Source organism: Streptomyces sp. JHA26, assembly GCF_002005565.1.
Classification (GTDB): Bacteria; Actinomycetota; Actinomycetes; order Streptomycetales; family Streptomycetaceae; genus Streptomyces.
Genome location: NZ_BDJC01000019.1, coordinates 26583 through 44272, shown reverse-complemented (window position 1 = coordinate 44272; position 17690 = coordinate 26583). Strand labels below are relative to the sequence as shown.

The following is a 17690-nucleotide window of genomic DNA, read 5'->3' as shown; positions in this document are numbered from 1 at the left end:
CTCACTCGGCGAGGCCCACCACCAGCCAGATGAACGCCGCGCCGGCGACCGTGCACAGCAGGGTCGAGCGGGCGGGGTGCTCGTGGTGGGCCTCGGGCAGGATCTCGGCGGCGGCGAGGTAGAGCAGTACGCCGCCGAAGAGGCCGAGGTACGCGCCGAGGGCGCCCTCCGGGATCGTGAGGAAGAGCGTGGACGCCGCGCCGACGACGGGGGCCAGGGCGTCGGCGACGAGCATGGTGAGCGCCCGGCGGCGGGCGTTCCCGTACAGGCTGGTCAGTGTGTAGGTGTTGAAGCCGTCCGCGAAGTCGTGGGCGACCACGGCCATCGCGACGGCCGCGCCCATGCCGCCGCCGACCTGGAAGGCCGCGCCGATCGCCACGCCGTCCATCGCGCTGTGCCCGACCATCGCGGCGGCCGCCGTCAGGCCCACCTCGGGCGTGCGGTGACCGTGCTCGTCGGCGCCGTGCGCGGCGCGGCGGGCGGCCAGCAGGCGTTCCACCAGGTGGGCGAGGAGGAATCCCGCGACGAACAGCAGCAGTGCCGCCGGGACGCCGAACACCTCGTCGCCGGCCGCCTCCAGCGCCTCCGGCAGCAGGTCGAGGCCGACCACGCCCAGCATCAGGCCGCCGGCCAGGCCCAGGACCAGGTGGCGCCGGTCGGTCACGCGCTGTGCCGTCCAGCCGCCGGCCAGCGTCATCAGGAACGCGCCGAGCGCGACGAGGACCGCCATGGGCCCTTCGTATCCGATCAGCCCGCGTTCACGCGCGTCCGACAGCAGCAACCGCAGTAAATATGCGTAGGAGAGGACCGATTTCCATGGATCCCGTGGCTCCCACCCCCGGTGCCGATGCCGATGCCGCCCCCGGTGCCGGTGCCGGTGCCGGCAAGGTGACCTTCGTCGGTGCCGGTCCCGGCGCCGCCGATCTGCTGACGTTCCGCGCCGCCCGCGCCATCGCCGAGGCCGACGTGGTGATCTGGGCGGCGAGCCTGGTGCAGGCGGAGGTGCTCCAGCACGCGCGGGAGGACGCGGAGGTCCTGGACTCGGCGACGATGTCGCTGGAGGACGTGGTCGCCGTCTACCGGCGGGCCCGGGAGAACGGCCTGAGGGTGGCCCGCATCCACTCCGGTGACCCGGCCCTGTGGGGCGGTACGCAGGAGCAGCTGGACCGGTGCGCGGAGATCGGCATCGCGACCGAGGTCGTGCCCGGCGTCTCCGCCTTCTCCGCGGTCGCCGCGCTCGCGCAGCGGGAGCTGACCATCCCGGAGGTCGCGCAGTCCGTCGTCCTGACCCGGCTCGGCGGCGGCAAGACGCCGATGCCGCCCGGGGAGGAGGTCCGCGAGTTCGCGAAGCACGGCACCACCATGGCGGTCTTCCTGTCGGCGGCGCGCAGCGGACAGCTGGTGCGGGAGCTGCTGGAGGGCGGCTATCCGACCGACACCCCGGTCGTCGTCGCCTACCAGGCGACCTGGCCCGAGGAGCTGGTCGTGAGGTGCACGATCGGCACGCTGGAGGAGACCGTCAAGGAGCACAGGCTCTGGAAGCACACCCTCTTCCTGGTCGGCCCGGCGCTCGACGCGCACGGCACCCGCTCGCACCTGTACCACCCGGGGCACTTCCACGGCTACCGCAGGGCCGACCCCGAGGCCCGCAGGGAGCTGCGCGCGCGGGGTGCGAGCACGTGATCACGGTGGTCGGGGCGGGGACCGGGTCCCCGCTGCCCGAGGACGTGGCCGACGGCGCGGAGCTGGTCGTCGGCGGGCGGCGCCACCTGGACGCCGTACGGCTGCCCGAGGGCGCCGAGCGGGTCGTCCTGGGGGCGTTGGCGCCGGCGCTGGACACGGTCGCGCGGTACGTCGCGAAGGAGCGGCCGGTGCTCGTGCTGGCCTCCGGCGACCCGGGGTTCTTCGGGATCGTGCGGGCGCTGGCCGAGCGGTTCGGGCCGGGGCTGCTCGACGTGCGGCCCGGGGTGTCGTCGGTGGCCGCCGCGTTCGCGCGGGTGGGGCTGCCGTGGGACGACGCCGTGGTGGCCAGCGCGCACGGGCGGGACCTGCGGACGGCGGTGAACCTGTGCCGCGCCCACCCGAAGGTGGCCGTGCTGACGGGGCCGGGGGCGGGTCCGGCGGAGCTGGGGGCCGCGCTCGCGCAGGACGGGCGGGTGCTGGTCGTCGCCTCCGCGCTCGGCTCGGACGAGGAGCGGCTGGAGCGGGTGACGCCGGTCGAGGCCGCCGCCCGGGACTGGGGCGCGGCGGTGAGCGTGGTGCTGTGCCTGGACGAGGCGCGGGCGCTGGGCCCGGTGCGCTCGGTGGCCGGGCCGCGGCCGGGGCCCGCCGGATGGGCGCTGGACGAGGCCGCGTTCGCCCACCGCGACTCGATGATCACCAAGTTCGAGGTGCGGGCGCTGGCGCTGGCCCGTCTCGGACCCCGCCCCGGCGACCTGGTGTGGGACGTCGGCGCGGGCTCGGGGTCCGTGGCCGTGGAGTGCGCGCGGCTCGGCGCCGCGGTCGTCGCCGTGGAGAAGGCGCCGGACGGGGTCGGGCGCGTGCGCGCCAACGCCGCCGCGCACGGGGTCGACGTCCGGGTGGTGCACGGCGCGGCGCCCGCGGTGCTGTCGGATCTGGACGATCCCGACGCCGTGTTCGTCGGCGGCGGCGGGCGCGAGCTGCCCGCGGTCGTCTCGGCCTGCGCGCGGCGCGCCCGGCGGTCCGTGGTCGTCGCGATGGCCGCGCTGGACCGGGTGCCCGCGGCCCGCGCGGCGCTGCTCGACGCGGGGCTGGAGTGCGACGGGGTGCTGCTGCAGTCGTCGCGGCTCGCGCCGCTGCCGGGGGACGTGACGCGGCTGGCGGCGACCAATCCCGTTTTCCTGCTGTGGGGCGTCAGGCCCGGCAGCCGTACCGGAGAAACCGAAGAAGGAGGGGCCCAGTGATCGGCCTCATTTCCGCCACCGCGGCGGGGGCTGTGGCGCGGGACCGGCTGGCCGCGGCGTGGCCGGACCGCACGCGCGTGTACGGGGGTCCCGTCGCGGACGCCGTGCGGGCCGCGTTCGCCGAGTGCGAGCAGCTCGTGTGCTTCCTGGCCACGGGTGCCGTGGTCCGGCTCGTGGCACCGCTGCTGGACGACAAGCGGACCGACCCGGGTGTGGTGTGCGTCGACGAGGGCGGACGGTTCGCCGTGTCGCTGGTCGGCGGGCACGGCGGCGGCGCCAACGAGCTCGCCCGCGCGGTGGGCGGGGTGCTGGGCGCCGAGCCGGTGGTGACGACGGCGACCGACGCGGTGGGCCTGCCGGGCCTGGACACGCTGGGGCTGCCCGTCGAGGGCGACGTCGCCGGGGTCTCGCGGGCCCTGCTGGACGGGGAGCCGGTGGCGCTGCGGGCCGAGGTGGCCTGGCCGCTGCCGCCGCTGCCGCTCGCCGCCGAGGGGGCGTACGCGGTGCGGCTGACGGACCGTCTGGTGGAGCCGGCCGAGCGTGAGGTCGTGCTGCGTCCGCCGTCTCTGGTCGTCGGCGTCGGTGCCTCCAGGGGGGCGCCGGTGGACGAGGTGCTGGGGCTGGTGGAGGCGGCGCTGCGGGACGCCGGGCTGTCGGCGGCGTCGGTCGCCGAGCTGGCCACCGTGGACGCCAAGGCCGGGGAGCCCGGCATCGTCGGCGCGGCCGAGCGCCTCGGGGTGCCGCTGGTGACGTACCCCGCCGGGGAGCTCGCGGGCGTCGAGGTGCCCAACCCCTCCGAGGCCCCGCTCGCGGCCGTCGGCACCCCGTCGGTCGCGGAGGCGGCGGCGCTGGTGGGCGGGGGCGAACTGCTCGTTCCCAAGCGCAGGTCCGAGGCCGTTCCGGCCATGGCGACCTGTGCCGTCGTACGGCGCCCGGGGCGCGGGCGGCTCGCGGTGGTCGGGCTCGGGCCGGGCGCCCGGGACCTGCTGACGCCGCGGGCGCTGGCGGAGCTGCGGCGGGCGTCCGTGCTGGTCGGGCTGGACCAGTACGTGGACCAGATCCGCGATCTGCTGCGGCCCGGCACCCGGATCCTGGAGTCGGGGCTCGGGGCGGAGGAGGAGCGGGCGCGGACGGCCGTCGCCGAGGCCCGGCGCGGGCAGGCGGTGGCACTGATCGGCAGCGGGGACGCGGGCGTGTACGCCATGGCGTCGCCGGCGCTGGCCGAGGCGTCCGACGACATCGACGTGGTCGGGGTGCCGGGCGTGACGGCGGCGCTGGCGGCCGGGGCGATCCTGGGCGCGCCGCTGGGCCACGACCACGTGTCGATCAGCCTGTCCGACCTGCATACGCCGTGGGAGGTCATCGAACGGCGGGTGCGGGCGGCGGCCGAGGCGGACCTCGTCGTGACGTTCTACAACCCGCGCAGCCGGGGCCGCGACTGGCAGCTGCCGAAGGCGCTGGCGATCCTCGCCGGGCACCGGGAGCCGACGACGCCGGTCGGTGTCGTGCGCAACGCCTCCCGCGCCGACGAGTCCAGCCGCCTGACCACGCTGGCGGCGCTGGACCCGGCGAGCGTCGACATGATGACGGTCGTGACGGTGGGCAACACCGCGACCCGCGAGATCGCGGGGCGCATGGTCACCCCGCGCGGCTACCGCTGGCAGGAGGCCTCCCGGTGAACCGTGTGGTCCATCCCATCGAGGAGGAGTCCTACCGGCGGCTGCGCGCCCGCCTGGACACCTCGCACTTCCCGCCGCTGACCCGGTCGGTGGTGGAGCGGGTCATCCATTCCGCCGCCGACCTGGAGTACGCCACCGACCTCGTCATGGACGAGGGCGAGCTGGAGAGGGCGCACGCGGCGCTGCACGCCGGGGCGCCCGTCGTCGTGGACGTCGAGATGGTCGGCGCGGGCATCACCCGGCGGGAGACCGTCTGCCGGCTGGGGGACGCCGTCGCCGGGCCGGGACTGACCCGCTCGGCCCACGGCATCCGGCTGGCGTACGAGCAGGTCGGGCCCGGCGCCCTGTGGGTGATCGGCAACGCGCCGACCGCGCTGGAGGAACTGCTGACGCTGGACGCCTCCCCCGCGCTCGTCGTCGGGCTGCCCGTCGGTTTCGTCGGGGCGGCCGAGTCGAAGGCCGCGCTGCGCGAGAGCGGGCTGCCCGCCGTGAGCAACGTGTCCGAGAAGGGCGGGTCGGCGGTGGCCGCCGCCGCGCTCAACGCCCTGCTGTACCACCCGATTTCCGAGGAGACCCTGTGACCACCCCGCCCGCCCTGCTCATCGCCGGCCACGGCACCCGGGACGACGCCGGAGCGGAGGCGTTCCGCGACTTCGTGCGCGAGCTGGGCCGCCGCCACCCCGAACTGCCCGTCGCGGGCGGCTTCATCGAGCTGTCCCCGCCACCGCTGGGCGAGGCGGTCGCCGAGCTGGTGGAGCGGGGCGTACGCCGGTTCGCCGCGGTGCCGCTGATGCTGGTGTCCGCCGGGCACGCCAAGGGCGACATCCCGGCGGCGCTGTCCCGCGAGAAGGAGCGCCACCCCGGCATCTCGTACACCTACGGGCGCCCGCTGGGCCCGCACCCGTCGCTGCTGCGGGTGCTGGAACGGCGGCTGGCCCAGGCCGTCGACCCGTCCTGGGACCCCTCCGAGGTGACCGTGCTGCTGGTGGGGCGGGGCTCGACGGACCCGGACGCCAACGCCGAGGTGTTCAAGGCGGCGCGGCTGCTGTGGGAGGGCCGCGGCTACGCCGGTGTGGAGACCGCGTTCGTGTCGCTGGCGCAGCCGGACGTGCCGGGCGGCCTGGACCGGTGCGCGCGGCTGGGCGCCGGGCGGATCGTGGTCCTGCCGTACTTCCTGTTCACCGGCATCCTCCCGGACCGGGTCCGGCGGCAGACCGAGGAATGGGCCGCCGCGCACCCGGAGACGCAGGTGCGGTCGGCGGACGTCATCGGGCCCGAACCGGAGCTGCTGGACCTGGTGTGGGAGCGGTACGAGGAGGCGGTGAAGGGCGATCTGCGGATGAACTGCGACAGCTGCGTGTACCGGATCGCGCTGCCCGGCTTCGAGGACAAGGTGGGGCTGCCGCAGCAGCCGCACTTCCACCCCGACGACGACGGTCACCACCACCACGGGCACCCTCACGGGCATGGACACGCACACTCCCATGCGCACTGAGGCCGGGCACGATCTGCGGCACCACGGGGACGTGGAGGTCCGGGACGACGGCTCCACGCTGGTGGACCTGGCGGTGAACGTCCGCGCGGACACGCCCCCGGCGTGGCTGCGCGAGCACGTGGCCGCCTCGCTCGGCTCCCTCGCGGCCTACCCGGACGGGCGGGCCGCGCGGGCGGCGGTGGCGGCGCGGCACGGGCTGCCGGTGGAGCGGGTGCTGCTGACGGCGGGCGCGGCGGAGGCGTTCGTGCTGCTGGCGCGGGCGCTGGAGGTGCGCCGGCCGGTGGTGGTGCACCCGCAGTTCACGGAGCCGGAGGCGGCGCTGCGGGACGCGGGGCACACGGTCGGCCGGGTGCTGCTGCGGGAGGCGGACGGCTTCCGGCTGGACCCGGCGGCCGTCCCGGAGGACGCCGACCTGGTGGTGATCGGCAACCCGACGAACCCGACGTCGGTGCTGCACCCGGCGGACGCGATCGTGGAACTCGCCCGTCCCGGGCGGACGTTGGTCGTGGACGAGGCGTTCATGGACGCGGTGCCGGGTGAGCGGGAGGCGCTGGCCGGGCGGACGGACGTGCCCGGGCTGGTCGTGCTGCGCAGCCTCACCAAGACGTGGGGGCTGGCGGGCCTGCGCATCGGGTACGTGCTGGCGGCCCCGGACGTGATCGCGGGCCTGGAGCGCGCCCAGCCGCTGTGGCCCGTGTCGACGCCCGCGCTGGTGGCGGCCGAGGCGTGCGTGGCGCCGCGCGCGCTGGCGGAGGCGGCTCACGCCGCCCACCGCGTCGCCGCGGACCGGGAACGTCTCGTCGCCGGGCTACGGCGGTTCGCTCCCGCCGGACTCCGGGTCACCGAGCCTCCCGAGGGCCCCTTCGTCCTGGTCCGGCTGCCGGACGCGGCGACCGTGCGGTGCCGGCTGCGGGACCTCGGGTACGCGGTCCGGCGCGGGGACACGTTCCCGGGGCTGGGCGGGGAGTGGCTGCGGCTCGCGGTGCGGGACCGGGCCACGACGGACGGCTTCCTGGCGGCGCTGGAACGGGCGGTGCGGGCGCCGGCCGTCTGAGGCGGAGGACCCGGGCCCGGCGGCACCCGTCCGGGCCCGGCGGAACGGGACGGTCACGTGCTCCGGGCAGCCGGTTCTCCCCCGGGCCCCCGTCCCGGTTCCTCCCCCGTCCGGTTCGTGCGCCGCGCGGTGCCCCGTCGCCGTCCGTCCCTCGGTCAGCCCCGCCTGCGGCGTGCCACGACCAGGGCCCCGCCGCCCGCCAGGACCAGCGCCACGGCGCCGGCCGCGAGGTACGGGGTGGTCGAGCTGCCGCCGGTCTCGGCCAGGTCGGCCTTGGCGGGGGCGCCCTGGGGTTTCACGTCCGCGGCCGGTCCGGCGGACGGTTCCTCCGCCTTCGCCGGGGGCTGCGCGGCCTCGGCCGGCGGAGCCGCCGGCGCCTCGCAGGTGGCGCTCGCCAGGGTCAGGGTGCCGTCGACCTCGGCCACGCCCAGGTCGAGCGGGTCGACGTGCACCGTGAGTGCGAGCGCGGTCGCGGCGGCCGTGCGCGAGGTGGTCTCCGTCCTCGACAGGTCGAGCCGTACCTCGCCGACCCCGGGCACCTTCACGTCCGTCGTGCCGCCGGTGGTCAGCGTGACCTTCTTGCCGAGGACCGTGACCGCGCCCAGCAGGTTCGAGGAGGCGACGGGCTTCTTCCCCGCCTCGCAGGTCGCCGTGGAGGTGACCTGCCCGATCTCGACGACCGACAGCAGCGGCAGGCCGGGGACGTGGATCCTGGCCCGGGCCAGGTCGGTGCGGCCCTCCGCCCTGTCCGCGGTCGTCGTCGCCTGCGCGTCGGCCACGTCGGCGCGCAGGACGCTGAAGGGCCTGCCGCCGTCGACGCCGTCCAGCCGGGCGGTGAGCGCGGTCTTCCGGGCGCTCTCGGGCGCCCGGACCTCGTTGAGGGTGACCGTGAGCGGGACGTCCACGGTCTTCTCGAGCAGGGAGACGTCGAGGTCGGTGCGCAGGACCGAGGCGCTCGCGCGGCCGTGGTCGTCGGTCGCGTGGGCGGTACCCGCGCCGGCCAGGACGGCGGGCCCGGCGGCCAGGGCCGTGGCCGCCGTGACGGTGACGAGGCGGCGTGCGGGCATGCGGAAGGTGGTGCCGTTCACGGTGGTGGGACCCCCAGAAAGACATGCGTGCGGAACACGCATGAGCGACGTGCTCGGGACCCGGAAAGGATGTCCCCCGTCCGGGCCCGACCGTCAGCGATCCAGGGCCACTTCACCCCTTCGTGGGGTTTGCGCGAAACTTTTCGAATACTCCGGCACGCCTGTTCCCCGGCCTCACCCGTGTCGGCTACCCGACGACCCGTCCGTTCAGCACCACCCGGCGCGGAGCGCCGAGCACGCGCACGTCCGCGCGCGGGTCCTCGTCGTACACCACCAGGTCCGCCGGCGCGCCCTCGTCGAGGCCGGGCCGGCCGAGCCAGCGCCGGGCGGCCCAGGTGGTCGCGGCCAGGGCCTCGACGGGCGGGATGCCGGCGGTGACCAGTTCGGCGACCTCCGCCGCCGCCAGGCCGTGGGCCAGGGCACCGCCCGCGTCGGTGCCGACGAAGACCGGGACCCCGGCGTCGTAGGCGTTCCGGACGGTGTCGTAGCGGCGGGCGTGCAGCCGGCGCATGTGGTCCGACCAGCGCGGGAACCGGGCCTCGCCGCCGTCGGCCAGCGCGGGGAACGTGGCGATGTTGACCAGGGTGGGCACGATGGCCACGCCCCGCTCGGCGAAGAGCGGGATCGTGTCGTCCGTCAGGCCGGTCGCGTGCTCGACGCAGTCGATGCCGGCCTCGACCAGGTCGCGCAGCGAGTCCTCGGCGAAGCAGTGCGCGGTGACGCGGGCGCCCAGGCGGTGGGCCTCGGCGATGGCCGCCTCGACGGCGCCGCGCGGCCAGCAGGCGGACAGGTCGCCGAGGTCGCGGTCGATCCAGTCGCCGACCAGCTTCACCCAGCCGTCGCCGCGCCGGGCCTCCTGGGCGACGTACGCGACGAGGTCCTCGGGCTCGACCTCCCAGGCGTAGTTGCGGATGTAGCGGCGGGTGCGGGCGATGTGCCGGCCCGCGCGGACGATCTTCGGGAGGTCGTCGCGGTCGTCGATCCAGCGGGTGTCGGAGGGGGAGCCCGCGTCGCGGATCAGCAGGGTGCCCGCGTCGCGGTCGGTCAGCGCCTGCTTCTCGGCGACGTCCTCGGGCACGGCGCCGTGCTGGTCGAGTCCGACGTGGCAGTGCGCGTCGACCAGCCCGGGCAGCGCCCACCCCTCGACGGTGCGGACGTCGCCGGTCCCGGCGGGACGGTCGTACGAGATCCGGCCGTCGACGACCCACAGCTCGTCGCGGACGTCCTCCGGGCCGACGAGCACCCGCCCCTTCACGTGCAGCACCGTGCGATCGCTCATGCCCCGCACCTTAGACGGGGTCGCCGGGGCCGTTCGAGTGCCCGGTGACCGGCCGCCGTTCCGCGCGGGCGCGCAGCTCGGTCGCGCATCCGGCCGCGACGGCGCTCGCGACGGCGGTCAGGGCGAGGACGGCGGCACCGGGGTTGACGTAGCCGGGGACGTCGGCGGAGGCGTAACCGTCGCCGTCGCCGGTCTCGCAGCGGAACCGGAGGGGCAGGTAGGAGACCGAGTAGTCGACGACCCGTCCGGACACCTCCGGGGCCACGCCGGTACGGCAGGGCCGCATCGGCGAGGAGCCCGCGCCGCCGTCCTCCGCCTCCATGACCGCGGATCCCACGCACAACGCGCCCCAGACGTAGAGCAGAGCGGCGGCCCCGCCGGCGACCGCGGCGACGACGCGGAAGGGGGCACCCGGTCCGCGCGGCGCGGAGGCGCCCGGAGGGCCCGTCGCCGTGCGGGGGTGGCGGGGGTACGTTCCGGTGCCCCGGCCGAGGGCGACGGCCGTCACCACCGCGACGAGGACCAGCAGGAGGACGATCACGGGGTCGAGTCCATCACCCGGCGATCACCCCTGACTGTGTCGGAGGCCACAATTCCGGGCGTGGGGGCGTCGCGACGGACGGCCTCCCCCGCGAGTCGCGCCGGGAGCCGCGGTTACTCTCGACTCCGTACGCGTCGTACACCTGACCGTGAGTGAAGAGAGCACCGCTGTGACCCACCCCTTCCTGGACCTCGCCCCGCTGAGCGCCGCCCGTTTCGCCGCGATCGAGGACCGGGTGGCGCGCCTGCTCGGCACGCGGCAGGACGTCCTGATCACGCAGGGCGAGGCACTGCTGCCGCTGGAGGGCGCGATCCGCGGGTGCGCCGGGCCGGACACCGTCGCGCTGAACGTCGTCACCGGGCCGTACGGGCAGACGTTCGGCGACTGGCTGCGGGACTGCGGCGCGACGGTGCACGACCTCGCCGTGCCGTTCCACACGGCCGTGACGGCCGACCTGGTCCGGCGGGCCTTCGCCGAGCACCCGGAGATCGACTTCGTGTCCCTGGTGCACGCGGAGGCGGCGACCGGCAACACCAACCCGGTCGCGGAGATCGGCGAGGTGGTGCGGGAGCACGGCGCGCTCCTCTACCTGGACGCGGTGGCGTCGGTGGGCGCCGAGCCGGTGCTGCCGGACGCGTGGGGCGTGGACCTGTGCGTGATCGGCGCGCAGAAGGCGATGGGCGGTCCGGCCGGGGTGTCGGCGGTGTCGGTGAGCGAGCGGGCGTGGGCGCGGATGGCGGCCAACCCCGGGGCGCCGCGCCGGTCGTACCTGTCCCTGCTGGACTGGAAGGAGCGCTGGATCGACGGCGGGCGCAAGGCGCTGCTGCACGCGCCGGCGCAGCTGGAGATGCTGGCGCTGGAGGCGTGCGTCGAGCGCATCGAGGCGGAGGGTCTGGAGACGGTGATGGCGCGGCACGCGTCGGCGGCGGCGGCCACCCGGGCCGGGGCGCTCGCGCTGGGCGGCGGTCTGGAGCCGTACGTGCACGAGGCCCGCGAGGCGGCACCGGTGGCGACGACGCTGCGCGTCCCCGCGGACCTGGACGCCTCGGAACTGGTGGCCCGGGCGCTGGAGTCCGAGCCGGCGCTGCCGCTGGCCGCGGGCGGCGGTGCGCTGGCCGCGGAGATGATCCGCGTCAACCACTACGGGCCGGACGCGACGCGCGGGGTCGTGGAGGGCTGCCTGGCGGCACTGGGTGCCGCGCTGGCGGACACGGGCCGCACGACCGACCCGGCGGCGGCCCGCCGGGCCGTCGAGGACGCCTGGGAACGGCCGTCCGCCGACGGGTCTGCGGGAATGTGAATTCACGGTAATTGCCGAGGTTCACGGAAAGCAAATCAAATAATTATCCCGATAGGCTCCCGGTATTCTCCTGCCCGGTTTTCCCGGTCCTAAACCCACTGATTTCACGAAGCCCGAGCATCGGGTCCGGAGTACCTCGCAACGGGTTACATGATTGTGACCCGTTGCACATGGTGACCGTTTTGCTACTTATACACCGGTCATTTACCCCCAAATCGTCGCCGTCTCGCGCGGAAGCACGCGCCCGCGTGATAACACACGAGGCGCCCACACGTAACCCCTTTCGGCGATGCATTTTTTAATTCCACTGGGTAAATTGAATTTGCATGACCGCCGTGCAAGCAGACCTGCGAATCGATCGCCCGGAAGTGGCCGACGGAGCCGCCTTGTGGCGGATAGCGAGGGATTCCGAGGTCCTCGACCTGAACTCGTCCTACAGCTATCTGCTCTGGTGCCGTGACTTCGCCGCCACGTCGGCCGTCGCCCGCGACGGGCACGGCGTGCCGGTCGGCTTCGTCACCGGCTACCTGCGGCCGGACCGGCCGGACACGTTGCTCGTGTGGCAGGTGGCGGTGGACGAGGCTTACCGTGGACGCAGGCTCGCGGCCTCCCTGCTCGACGAGCTGGCCGCCCGGACTGTCGCGGAGTGCGGGACGGTGACCCTGGAGACCACCATCTCACCCGACAACACCGCCTCCCAGCGGTTGTTCACCTCGTTCGCCGAGCGGCACGACGCCCGGCTGGAGCGCGAGGTGCTGTTCGGGACGGACCTCTTCCCCGACGGACCGCACGAGCCCGAAGTGCTGTACCGCATCGGCCCCCTCTCCGCCGTCGGCGACTGACCGAACGGCGCCCGGGCGTCCCGGCTCCCCGGCCGTCCGGCCCTCACACTTCCCGGCGCAGACCGCTCCGGTCCCCGGATCCGTACGACCTTCCCCTCCCACCCTCACCCCACGAGGAGCGATTCGTCGTGACCATCACCCAGCCCGACCTCAGTGTCTTCGAGACCGTCGAATCCGAGGTGCGCAGCTACTGCCGCGGCTGGCCCACCGTCTTCGACCGTGCGCACGGCAGCCGCATGTACGACGAGGACGGCCACGAGTACCTCGACTTCTTCGCCGGAGCGGGTTCGCTCAACTACGGGCACAACAACCCCGTCCTGAAACGGGCGTTGATCGACTACCTGGAGCGGGACGGCGTCACGCACGGTCTCGACATGTCGACCACCGCCAAGCGCCGGTTCCTGGAGACGTTCCAGAACATCGTCCTGCGGCCGCGCGACCTGCCGTACAAGGTCATGTTCCCGGGCCCGACGGGCACCAACGCCGTGGAGTCCGCGCTGAAGCTGGCGCGGAAGGTGAAGGGACGCGAGTCGATCGTGTCGTTCACCAACGCCTTCCACGGCATGTCGCTGGGCTCGCTCGCCGTGACCGGCAACGCCTTCAAGCGGGCCGGCGCCGGCATCCCGCTGGTGCACGGCACGCCCATGCCGTTCGACAACTACTTCGACGGCACCGTCGAGGACTTCCTCTGGTTCGAGCGGCTCCTGGAGGACCAGGGGTCCGGCCTCAACAAGCCGGCCGCCGTGATCGTCGAGACCGTGCAGGGCGAGGGCGGCATCAACGTCGCCCGTCCCGAGTGGCTGCGCGCCCTGTCGGAGCTGTGCGCACGCCAGGACATGCTGCTCATCGTCGACGACATCCAGATGGGCTGCGGCCGCACCGGCGCGTTCTTCTCCTTCGAGGAGGCGGGCATCACGCCGGACATCGTCACCGTCTCCAAGTCGATCAGCGGCTACGGCCTGCCCATGTCGCTGTGCCTGTTCAAGCCGGAGCTGGACGTCTGGGAGCCGGGCGAGCACAACGGCACCTTCCGCGGCAACAACCCCGCCTTCGTCACGGCGACCGCCACGCTGGAGGCGTACTGGACCGACGGGTCGGCGATGGAGAAGCAGACCCGCGCCCGCGGTGAGCAGGTCGAGCAGCACCTGATCGCCATCACCGAGGAGAACCTCTCCGACGTCAAGGAGTACCGGGGCCGCGGCCTGGTCTGGGGCCTGGAGTTCCACGACAAGGACCGCGCGAGCCGCGTCGCCGGGCGCGCCTTCGAACTCGGGCTGCTCATCGAGACGTCCGGCCCCGAGAGCGAGGTCGTCAAACTGCTGCCGGCGCTCACCGTCACGCCCGACGAGGTGGACGAGGGCATGAAGACCCTCGCCCGCGCCGTGCGCGAGACCGCCTGACCCCACCCCTTCCGGCGCCTCGGGCCCGCGCGGCCGTGGGCGCCGGGGACCCTGCACACCCTTCACCTAGGAGGCATCGCAACACCGTGATCGTCCGTTCGTTCAAGGAGATCGAAGGTACCGACCGGCACGTGAAGTCGGCGTCCGGCACCTGGGAGAGCAAGCGCATCGTCCTCGCCAAGGAGAAGGTCGGCTTCTCCGTGCACGAGACGATCCTGTACGCGGGCACCGAGACGGACATGTGGTACGCGAACCACATCGAGGCCGTCGTCTGCACCAAGGGGGACGCCGAGCTCACCGACCGCGAGACGGGGAAGACCTACCACATCACGCCGGGCACGATGTACCTCCTGGACGGCCACGAGCGCCACACGCTCAAGGTCAAGGAGGACTTCCACTGCATCTGTGTCTTCAACCCGCCCGTGACCGGACGGGAGGACCACGACGAGAACGGCGTCTACCCGCTGCTCACCGAGGAGGTCTGAGTCATCGTGACCCTCACGACCACGAACATCACCGATCTCTACCCCACCCGCGGTGCCACCGAGGTGGCCACCCCCCGACAGGACCCGGTGGTCTGGGGCGGCCCCGACACGCCCGGCCCCGTGTCGGCCGGTGACCTCCAGGCGCTGGACCGCGACGGTTTCCTCGCCGTCGACCAGCTCATCGGGCCGGACGAGGTCGCCGTCTACCAGCGGGAGCTGGAGCGGCTGACGAGCGACCCGGCCATCCGGGCGGACGAACGCTCGATCGTCGAGCCGCGGTCCAAGGAGATCCGGTCCGTCTTCGAGGTGCACAAGATCAGTGAGGTCTTCGCGAACCTGGTGCGCGACGAGCGGGTGGTCGGCCGGGCCCGGCAGATCCTCGGCTCGGACGTCTACGTCCACCAGTCGCGGATCAACGTCAAGCCGGGCTTCGGGGCCAGCGGCTTCTACTGGCACTCGGACTTCGAGACCTGGCACGCCGAGGACGGCCTGCCGAACATGCGCACGATCTCGGTCTCGATCGCGCTCACCGAGAACTACGACACCAACGGCGGTCTCATGATCATGCCGGGGTCGCACAAGACGTTCCTCGGGTGCGCGGGGGCCACGCCGAAGGACAACTACAAGAAGTCCCTGCAGATGCAGGACGCGGGGACCCCGTCCGACGAGGCGCTGACGAAGATGGCCTCGGAGTACGGGATCAAGCTGTTCACCGGCAAGGCCGGCTCGGCGACCTGGTTCGACTGCAACTGCATGCACGGGTCGGGCGACAACATCACGCCGTTCCCCCGCAGCAACGTGTTCATCGTGTTCAACAGCGTGGAGAACACGGCGGTCGAGCCGTTCGCGGCACCGGTCCGGCGACCGGAGTTCATCGGGGCTCGGGATTTCACGCCGGTGAAGTGAGTCGACCCGGCCGGGCCGGGGGTCCGGGGGTCGCCCCCGGGAGAACACAGCATCGGGGCTCGGGATTTCACGCCGGTGAAGTGAGTCGACCCGGCCGGGCCGGGGGTCCGGGGGTCGCCCCCGGGAGAACACAGCGTCGGGGCTCGGGATTCCACGCCGGTGAAGTGAGCCGCGTCCGGGCCCCGGGCAGGGGCCTCCTCGTTGTGGGACGGGAGGCCCCTGCCCGATGCCGTATCAGCCCGCCAGGACGTCCAGCAGGCGGTCGACGTCCGCCGCCGTGTTGTAGAGGTGGAACGCGGCCCGCAGATTGCCCGCCCGGTCCGAGACCTGCACACCCGCCCGGCTCAACTCGCCCTGTCGGTGGCCGAGTCCGGGCACGGACACGATCGCCGACCCCGGCGCGGGGACCACCTCGTGGCCCAGTGAGCCCAGTCCCTCGCGGAACCGGTCGGCGAGGGCGGTGTCGTGGGCGTGCACGGCGTCCACGCCGAGCTCCTCGATGAGCGCGAGGGAGTGCCGGGCGCCCGTGTAGGAGAAGAGCGCGGGGCTCTCGTCGAAGCGCCGCGCGGAGTGCGCGAGTTCCTCGACGGGGCCGTAGCAGCTGTCCCAGGGGTGCTCGCCCGACGCCCACCCGGCGAACAGCGGCGTCAGTCCGCCGAAGTCCTCCGGGACGACGAGGAACGCGACGCCGCGCGGGCAGAGCACCCACTTGTAGCCGACGGCGGCCACGTAGTCGAAGTCGTCCGCGGCCAGCGGCAGCCACCCGTTCGACTGGGAGGCGTCGACCAGCGTCCGCGCGCCGTGCGCCCGGGCCGCGTCCCGCAGCGCCGCGAGGTCGGCGATCCGCCCGTCGGCCGACTGCACGGAGCTGACCGCGACCAGCGCGGTGTCCGGGCCCACCGACTCGGCGATCCGCTCCAGCGGCACGCTGCGCACCTTCAGATCGCCGCGCGTGTACAGCGGGTTCACCAGGGAGCTGAAGTCGGCCTCCGCGGTGAGGACTTCGGCGCCCGCGGGCAGAGAGGCCGCGACGAGCCCGCTGAAGGTGGCGACCGACGCGCCCGTGGCCACCCGGGAGGCGGGGACCTCGAGGAGGCGGGCGAAGGCGGACCGGCTCGCCTCGACGTCGGCGAACATGTCGAGGGGCTGCCCGGCCGCCGCGGACTCGGCCGCGTCACGCATCGCGGCGAGGGTCCGGGCGGGCAGCAGGCCGGTGCTGGCGGTGTTCAGGTACGTGGTCTTCGGGTCGAACTCGGCACGGACGAGGGTCTCGAAGCTCTCCATGGCACCACTGTGCGGCCCCGGAACCTCCCCGTCCATTGCGTATTTCTGCGCGATGTCCCCAAGGACTGCTTATGCGAGCCGTGCGACCTGGGGTTTTCAGTTCCGGGGCACCACGCAGCCGTCCGGGCCGCACGCGTCGGCGGACGCGCCCCCGGCGTCGACGAGCGCGAGCGGCGTGCGCTCGCCCCACGCCTGCGCCAGCGCCTGGGCGAAGACCTCGACGGGCTGGGCGCCGGAGACGCCGTAGGTCCGGTCGAGCACGAAGAAGGGCACCCCGGTGGCCCCGAGCTGCGCGGCCTCGCGTTCGTCGGCGCGCACCCCGTCGGCGTAGGCGGTGGGGTCGGCGAGCACCCCGCGGACGGTGTCCGCCTCCAGCCCGGCGCCGACGGCAAGGTCCACGAGCCGTTCGTCGTCGTCGAAGACGGAGCGCTCCTCGGCGAAGTTGCCCCGGTAGAACGCGTCCAGCAGCGCGTCCTGGCGCCCCTCCTCCTTGGCGAGGTGCAGCAGCCGGTGCATGTCGAAGGTGCTGCCGTGGTCACGGCCGCGGGTGCGGTAGTCCAGCCCCTCGGCGGCGGCCTGCGCGCCGAGGTTGTCCTCACCGGCCTGCGCCTGGGCCTCGCTCATCCCGTACTTCGCGGTGAGCATCGTCAGCACGGGCTGGACGTCGCCCTTGGCGCGACCGGGGTCCAGCTCGAAGGACCGGTGCACCACCTCGACGCCGTCCCGGTGCTCGAAGGCCGCGAGCGCCTTCTCGAAGCGGGCCTTGCCCACGTAGCACCAGGGGCAGGCGATGTCGCTCCAGATCTCGACGCGCATGTGTCGGCTCTTCTCCAGGTCGTACGGGTGCGGAGGCCTCTCCTCCGCCGCGTACGTGAACGTTCAAGCGTCGCGTCTCATTCCCCGGGCACGTCGAAGCGCAGGTACAGGTGGTGGTCCCCCTCGGCGGGCGGGTTCTCCGGGTCGGGGAACCAGCCCCGGCGGGCGTAGAAGGCCTGGGCGCGCCGGTTGTCGACGTGGACGTCCAGGACGGCCGTGCGCCTGCCGTCGGCCCGCCACCGCTCGACGCAGGCCGCGTGCAGGGCGGTGCCGATGCCGGAGCGCCAGTGGTCGGGGTCGACGTGGAACTGGTACAGCTTGACCGTGCCGGCCGGGGCGTCCTCCGGGACGCGGAAGGAGGCGAGGGCGACGATGCTCCCCCGCTCCACGGCGCACAGCACGTGTCCGTCGGGCCGCTCGACCGCGGTGCGCCAGGCGGCGGCCCAGTCGTAGCCGTCGTCGGGGAGCCCGTCCGGGTAGTACGTCGCCCGGGCGCGGGCGTGCAGCGCGGCCACGGTCCGCGTCTCGGAGGGCAGGACGGTGCGGATCACCAGGTCCTCGGTCCCGCGTTCGTCGATCATGCGGAGCAGGACGCGT

General features: G+C 74.1%; 18 protein-coding genes. 11 read left to right on the top strand and 7 right to left on the bottom strand.

The features are described from left to right. Position 1 precedes the first annotated feature (1 nt). Positions 2–730, bottom strand: coding sequence for a ZIP family metal transporter (locus JHAT_RS14330; protein WP_077798606.1), 729 nt, complete (start codon positions 728–730; stop codon positions 2–4). Positions 731–816: 86 nt separating this feature from the next. On the opposite strand from JHAT_RS14330, the gene cobM reads away from it, so the two are divergent. The 6 genes from cobM to cobC are packed head-to-tail and all read left to right on the top strand — an operon-like array spanning position 817 to position 7152. Next, complete coding sequence (gene cobM / locus JHAT_RS14325) at positions 817–1683, top strand: precorrin-4 C(11)-methyltransferase (protein ID WP_375603565.1); 867 nt, start codon at positions 817–819, stop codon at positions 1681–1683. Next, positions 1680–2924, top strand: a complete 1245-nt coding sequence (cbiE, locus tag JHAT_RS14320) for a precorrin-6y C5,15-methyltransferase (decarboxylating) subunit CbiE (protein WP_077798545.1) — start codon at positions 1680–1682, stop codon at positions 2922–2924. The genes cobM and cbiE overlap by 4 nt, the downstream gene beginning before the upstream one ends. After that, the gene (cobJ, locus tag JHAT_RS14315) at positions 2921–4603 is read left to right on the top strand and encodes a precorrin-3B C(17)-methyltransferase (RefSeq protein ID WP_077798544.1); all 1683 of its coding nucleotides are present in this window, start codon (positions 2921–2923) and stop codon (positions 4601–4603) included. The genes cbiE and cobJ overlap by 4 nt, the downstream gene beginning before the upstream one ends. Next, positions 4600–5184 carry a precorrin-8X methylmutase gene (locus tag JHAT_RS14310; protein ID WP_077798543.1) on the top strand — a complete coding sequence of 195 codons (585 nt, stop codon included), beginning with the start codon at positions 4600–4602 and terminating at the stop codon, positions 5182–5184. The genes cobJ and JHAT_RS14310 overlap by 4 nt, the downstream gene beginning before the upstream one ends. After that, positions 5181–6098, top strand: coding sequence for a sirohydrochlorin chelatase (locus tag JHAT_RS14305; RefSeq protein WP_077798542.1), 918 nt, complete (start codon positions 5181–5183; stop codon positions 6096–6098). Before JHAT_RS14310 ends, JHAT_RS14305 begins: the two co-directional genes overlap by 4 nt. Beyond that, positions 6088–7152, top strand: coding sequence for an Rv2231c family pyridoxal phosphate-dependent protein CobC (gene cobC / locus JHAT_RS14300; RefSeq protein ID WP_253195493.1), 1065 nt, complete (start codon positions 6088–6090; stop codon positions 7150–7152). Before JHAT_RS14305 ends, cobC begins: the two co-directional genes overlap by 11 nt. Positions 7153–7307: 155 nt before the next feature. Here cobC and JHAT_RS14295 read toward each other — a convergent pair whose 3' ends face one another. The 3 genes from JHAT_RS14295 to JHAT_RS14285 form a co-directional block, all read right to left on the bottom strand. Continuing rightward, positions 7308–8240, bottom strand: coding sequence for an SCO1860 family LAETG-anchored protein (locus JHAT_RS14295; RefSeq protein WP_171990891.1), 933 nt, complete (start codon positions 8238–8240; stop codon positions 7308–7310). Between the two features lie 187 nt (positions 8241–8427). Further along, on the bottom strand, positions 8428–9519 hold the full coding sequence (locus JHAT_RS14290; RefSeq protein ID WP_077798539.1) for an amidohydrolase family protein: 1092 nt from the start codon (positions 9517–9519) through the stop codon (positions 8428–8430). A 10-nt stretch (positions 9520–9529) separates the two neighbouring features. Beyond that, positions 9530–10060 carry a hypothetical protein gene (locus JHAT_RS14285; protein ID WP_077798538.1) on the bottom strand — a complete coding sequence of 177 codons (531 nt, stop codon included), beginning with the start codon at positions 10058–10060 and terminating at the stop codon, positions 9530–9532. A 169-nt stretch (positions 10061–10229) separates the two neighbouring features. On the opposite strand from JHAT_RS14285, the gene JHAT_RS14280 reads away from it, so the two are divergent. The 5 genes from JHAT_RS14280 to thpD all read left to right on the top strand — a co-directional run bounded on the left by JHAT_RS14280 (position 10230) and on the right by thpD (position 14993). Next, positions 10230–11360, top strand: coding sequence for an alanine--glyoxylate aminotransferase family protein (locus JHAT_RS14280; protein WP_077798536.1), 1131 nt, complete (start codon positions 10230–10232; stop codon positions 11358–11360). Between the two features lie 326 nt (positions 11361–11686). Then, the gene (gene ectA / locus JHAT_RS14275; RefSeq protein ID WP_077798535.1) at positions 11687–12202 is read left to right on the top strand and encodes a diaminobutyrate acetyltransferase; all 516 of its coding nucleotides are present in this window, start codon (positions 11687–11689) and stop codon (positions 12200–12202) included. A 128-nt stretch (positions 12203–12330) separates the two neighbouring features. After that, entirely contained in the window at positions 12331–13602 is a 1272-nt protein-coding gene (gene ectB / locus JHAT_RS14270; protein ID WP_077798534.1) for a diaminobutyrate--2-oxoglutarate transaminase, read from the top strand. An 86-nt stretch (positions 13603–13688) separates the two neighbouring features. After that, positions 13689–14087 (top strand): ectoine synthase, encoded by a 399-nt coding sequence (locus tag JHAT_RS14265; RefSeq protein WP_004932953.1) that lies wholly within the window; start codon positions 13689–13691, stop codon positions 14085–14087. 6 nt (positions 14088–14093) lie between these two features. Further along, positions 14094–14993 (top strand): ectoine hydroxylase, encoded by a 900-nt coding sequence (thpD, locus tag JHAT_RS14260; protein WP_171990890.1) that lies wholly within the window; start codon positions 14094–14096, stop codon positions 14991–14993. Positions 14994–15227: 234 nt separating this feature from the next. On the opposite strand, the gene JHAT_RS14255 is transcribed toward thpD, so the two are convergent. From JHAT_RS14255 to JHAT_RS14245, 3 genes are all read right to left on the bottom strand, one after another. Further along, positions 15228–16313 carry an aminotransferase class V-fold PLP-dependent enzyme gene (locus tag JHAT_RS14255; RefSeq protein ID WP_077798533.1) on the bottom strand — a complete coding sequence of 362 codons (1086 nt, stop codon included), beginning with the start codon at positions 16311–16313 and terminating at the stop codon, positions 15228–15230. Between the two features lie 60 nt (positions 16314–16373). Continuing rightward, positions 16374–17093, bottom strand: a complete 720-nt coding sequence (locus tag JHAT_RS14250) for a DsbA family oxidoreductase (protein WP_077798532.1) — start codon at positions 17091–17093, stop codon at positions 16374–16376. Between the two features lie 77 nt (positions 17094–17170). Continuing rightward, complete coding sequence (locus tag JHAT_RS14245) at positions 17171–17674, bottom strand: GNAT family N-acetyltransferase (protein ID WP_171990889.1); 504 nt, start codon at positions 17672–17674, stop codon at positions 17171–17173. Positions 17675–17690 lie beyond the last annotated feature (16 nt).